This is a genomic window from Vibrio sp. 10N.222.49.C9 (assembly GCF_041474985.1).
Classification (GTDB): domain Bacteria; phylum Pseudomonadota; class Gammaproteobacteria; order Enterobacterales; family Vibrionaceae; genus Vibrio; species Vibrio crassostreae_C.
Map to the genome: position 1 here is coordinate 1 of NZ_JBFRVD010000566.1, position 465 is coordinate 465.

2 protein-coding genes are annotated in these 465 nt (G+C 50.1%); both read right to left on the bottom strand.

What is annotated here, in order from left to right; genetic code table 11:
* Positions 1-236: DUF1538 family protein (locus AB4585_RS24495; RefSeq protein WP_372171352.1), on the bottom strand; the 236-nt coding region annotated here is incomplete at its 3' end.
* Positions 233-465, bottom strand: a 233-nt coding sequence (locus AB4585_RS24500; protein ID WP_372171354.1) for a DUF1538 family protein, incomplete at its 5' end; no start/stop codon positions are given. The genes AB4585_RS24500 and AB4585_RS24495, both read right to left, overlap by 4 nt.

Sequence of the window (465 nt, forward strand, 5' to 3'; positions counted from 1 at the left end):
GGCATGGTTAACTGCATGGCCATGGTTTCACCTAACGGAAATAGCGCCGCCTCTAATCCAATCAAAAACAGCGCTAGTCCCACAATCACTAATACGAAGCCGAGCAATACTGAGGGCAAATTTCGTATGGGTCTGCGCAGAACCGCCACTTGAAAACCAAATAAGATCACACCAATGGGGAAAACATCCATCACTGTAGAAGCAAACACTTCAAGGGTATGCGCTAGAGTAATCATGAGAGCCACATCCCATACAGCATGACGAAGATCATAGGCAAAAGGGAAGCAAATGCGATTAACCCAAAGCCATCCACCATGGGGTTGCGGCCCTTGATAGAAGAGGCTAGCCCTACCCCTAAAGCGGTGACCAAGGGCACAGTGATGGTCGAGGTTGTCACCCCACCCGAGTCATAGGCAATGCCGATGATGCTTTGCGGGGCAAAAAAGGTCAGCGAAACCACCAGCA